This is a genomic window from Mycobacterium sp. E1715, from assembly GCF_001667625.1.
Classification (GTDB): Bacteria; Actinomycetota; Actinomycetes; order Mycobacteriales; family Mycobacteriaceae; genus Mycobacterium.
In genome coordinates this window covers 1-2,557 of the sequence record NZ_LZJJ01000354.1, presented here as the reverse complement: position 1 = coordinate 2,557, position 2,557 = coordinate 1, and the positions used below count along the sequence as shown (strand labels likewise).

5 protein-coding genes are annotated in these 2,557 nt (G+C 68.6%); all 5 read left to right on the top strand.

Annotated features, from left to right (window positions below; translation table 11 throughout):
- The coding region (locus A9X03_RS17695; protein WP_304528480.1) for an SRPBCC family protein at positions 1–789 on the top strand (789 nt) is incomplete at its 5' end.
- Positions 786–1,325, top strand: coding sequence for a 3-phenylpropionate/cinnamic acid dioxygenase subunit beta (locus A9X03_RS17690; protein WP_067751652.1), 540 nt, complete (start codon positions 786–788; stop codon positions 1,323–1,325). The genes A9X03_RS17695 and A9X03_RS17690, both read left to right, overlap by 4 nt.
- Positions 1,322–1,600: a dihydrodiol dehydrogenase gene (locus A9X03_RS17685; protein ID WP_067751649.1), complete on the top strand. Its 279-nt coding sequence runs from the start codon at positions 1,322–1,324 to the stop codon at positions 1,598–1,600. Before A9X03_RS17690 ends, A9X03_RS17685 begins: the two co-directional genes overlap by 4 nt.
- A complete protein-coding gene (gene hcaB / locus A9X03_RS17680) occupies positions 1,584–2,378 on the top strand; it encodes a 3-(cis-5,6-dihydroxycyclohexa-1,3-dien-1-yl)propanoate dehydrogenase (protein ID WP_067751646.1) in 795 nt (264 codons plus the stop codon). Before A9X03_RS17685 ends, hcaB begins: the two co-directional genes overlap by 17 nt.
- The coding region (locus tag A9X03_RS17675; protein ID WP_231975412.1) for a class II aldolase/adducin family protein at positions 2,375–2,557 on the top strand (183 nt) is incomplete at its 3' end. The genes hcaB and A9X03_RS17675, both read left to right, overlap by 4 nt.

Here is a 2,557-nt window from a genome sequence, read left to right as displayed (position 1 = left end):
GTGCGGGGGCCGCAGCGCTGGCGCATCAAGGCGAACTGGAAGATCGGCGCCGAGAATTTCGCCGGCGACATGTACCACACGCCGCACACCCACGCCTCGATCGTGGACATCGGCCTGTTCCGCGAGCCGAAAGCGCAGAAGCGCAAGGACGGCGCCACCTACTGGGCGCACCGGGGCGGCGGCACCACCTACAAACTTCCGCCGGGCGGCTTCGAGGAGCGGATGCGCTACGTCGGCTATCCCGACGACATGATCGGCCGAATCAAAGGCGTGTGGACGCCGCGACAGCAGCGACTGGTCGGCGAGGACGGGTTCATGATCTCGGCCGCCACCTGTTTCCCGAACCTGAGCTTCGTGCACAACTGGCCCAAGGTGCGCGACGGCCACGACGACGAAACGCTGCCGTTCATTTCGATCCGGCTGTGGCAGCCGGTCAGCGAGCACGAAACCGAGGTGTGTTCGTGGTTCGCGGTGGACTCGGCGGCTCCCCCTCAGTACAAACAGGATTCGTACAAGGCCTATCTGATGTGCTTCGGTTCGACCGGCATGTTCGAGCAGGACGACGTGGAAAATTGGGTGTCGCTGACCACCACGGCCGGCGGTTCGATGGCCCGTCGGCTGTTGCTGAACAGCCGGATGGGCCTTTTGTCCGACGGCAGCCCCGTCGTCGAACCGCTGGCCGCCGACGCGTTCCACGGGCCGGGCCGCGCGCAGGTCGGCTACAACGAATACAACCAGCGCGCGCTGCTCAACATGTGGGCCGACTACCTGCAGGGAAACGGCTCGTGAGAAAGCCATTGCCGTTCAACGATGTTCGGCACTTGCAGGCGCACCAGTTCCTGGTGGAGGAGGCCTACCTGCTGGACGCCCAGCAGTACGAGGCGTGGCTCGAGACGCTGACCGACGACGTCCGCTACGTGATGCCCGTGCGGGTGACCACCGCGCGCGGCGCGGGGTTCGACGCAGCACCGGCACGGGGGCCCGGCATGGCGCATTTCGACGAGGACAAATACTCGCTGAGTCAGCGGGTCGCGCGGATGGGCACCGAGCATGCCTGGGCCGAGGATCCGCCGTCGCGGCTACGTCATTTCATCACCAACGTGCGCACGTTCGAGGCCGACGACCCGGCGCATCTGGTGGTCGAATCGGCCGAGCTGCTGTTCCGCAGCCGGGGCGACGTGAACGAAAGCGCCTTGTTGTCGTGCGGCCGCCAGGACCTGCTGCGCTGGTGCGGCGGTCCCGAAAGGACACTGAAGCTGGCCCGGCGCAATATCATCGCCGACGAGTCGGTGTTACGGATGCAGAATCTGGCGGTGTTCCTGTGAATGACGAACTGCAGCGGCTGCTGGACGGGGCGGTCGGCGAACCCCTTGTCGTGGCAAACGAATTCACCGAGGTGGTGGTGCGCCGGGTCGACACCCGAAACGGCTCGCGGTTGCTGATCAGCGCGCCGCGGTCCGGGCAATGGATCACCCTGGACGCCCTCGAGGTCGAGGCCCTGACTTGGCAGAACGGCCGCACCCTGGCCGCGATGGTGGGCAATTCCCACGCGCCGCTGCTGCCCGATGAGGCCGGGGAGGGCGATGACCGGCTGGCTTGAGGGTAAGCGCGCCCTGGTCGTCGGCGCCGGATCGGGCATCGGCCGGGCGGTGATCGACGCATTTCTCGCCGAGGGCGCGAAAGTTGCCGCGCTGGAACGTGATCAGCGCAAGTGCGCGGCCCTGAGCCGGCAGTTGCCCGGCGTTCCGGTCGTCGAGGGCGACGCGATCACTCGCGACGCCAACGAACGAGCGGTCGACGCCGCCGTGGACGCCTACGGCGGTCTGGACACGCTGGTCAACTGCGTCGGAATCTTCGACTTTTACCGGGGCATCGCCGACATCGACGCCGATGCCCTTCCCGACGCGTTCGACGAGACGTTCCACACCAACGTGCTGAGCCACCTGCAGTCCGTCAAGGCCGCCCTCCCCCGGTTGCGGGCCGGGGCGGGACCCTCGATCGTCCTGACCGAGTCCGCGTCGTCGTTCTACCCCGGGCGCGGCGGTGCCCTGTACGTGTCGTCGAAGTTCGCCGTCCGCGGCTTGGTGGCCGCCCTGGCTCATGAGCTGGCGCCGCGGATCCGGGTCAACGGGGTGGCGCCGGGCGGCACGCTCGGCACCGATCTGCGCGGGCTCGCCAGCCTGGGACTGGACGGCGTCCGCCTCGACGACACCCCGGACCGGGCGCAGGAGTTGGCCGCGCGCACGCCGCTGAACGTCGCCCTGTCCGGCGAGGACCACGCGTGGAGCTTCGTGTTCCTGGCCTCCGACCGCGCCCGCGGCATCACCGGCGAAACCGTCCGCCCCGACGGCGGATTCGGGCTGGGCGCACCGCATTGACCCCCCTCGACGAGCAACGCGCGCTGGTGGCACAGGGCTGCCGGGTGGCCGCCGCCCGCGGCCTGGTCGACGGCATCCTCGGCCACCTGAGCCTGCGAGTGGACGACGAGCGGCTGCTCATCCGCTGTCGAAGCGACGCCGACACCGGGGTGGCGTTCACCCGGCCCAGCGACATTCGG

Bases quoted from the DNA above. Each gene is read 5' to 3' on its own strand.
- hcaB (WP_067751646.1), top strand. From the start codon at position 1,584: ATGACCGGCTGGCTTGAGGGTAAGCGCGCCCTGGTCGTCGGCGCCGGA.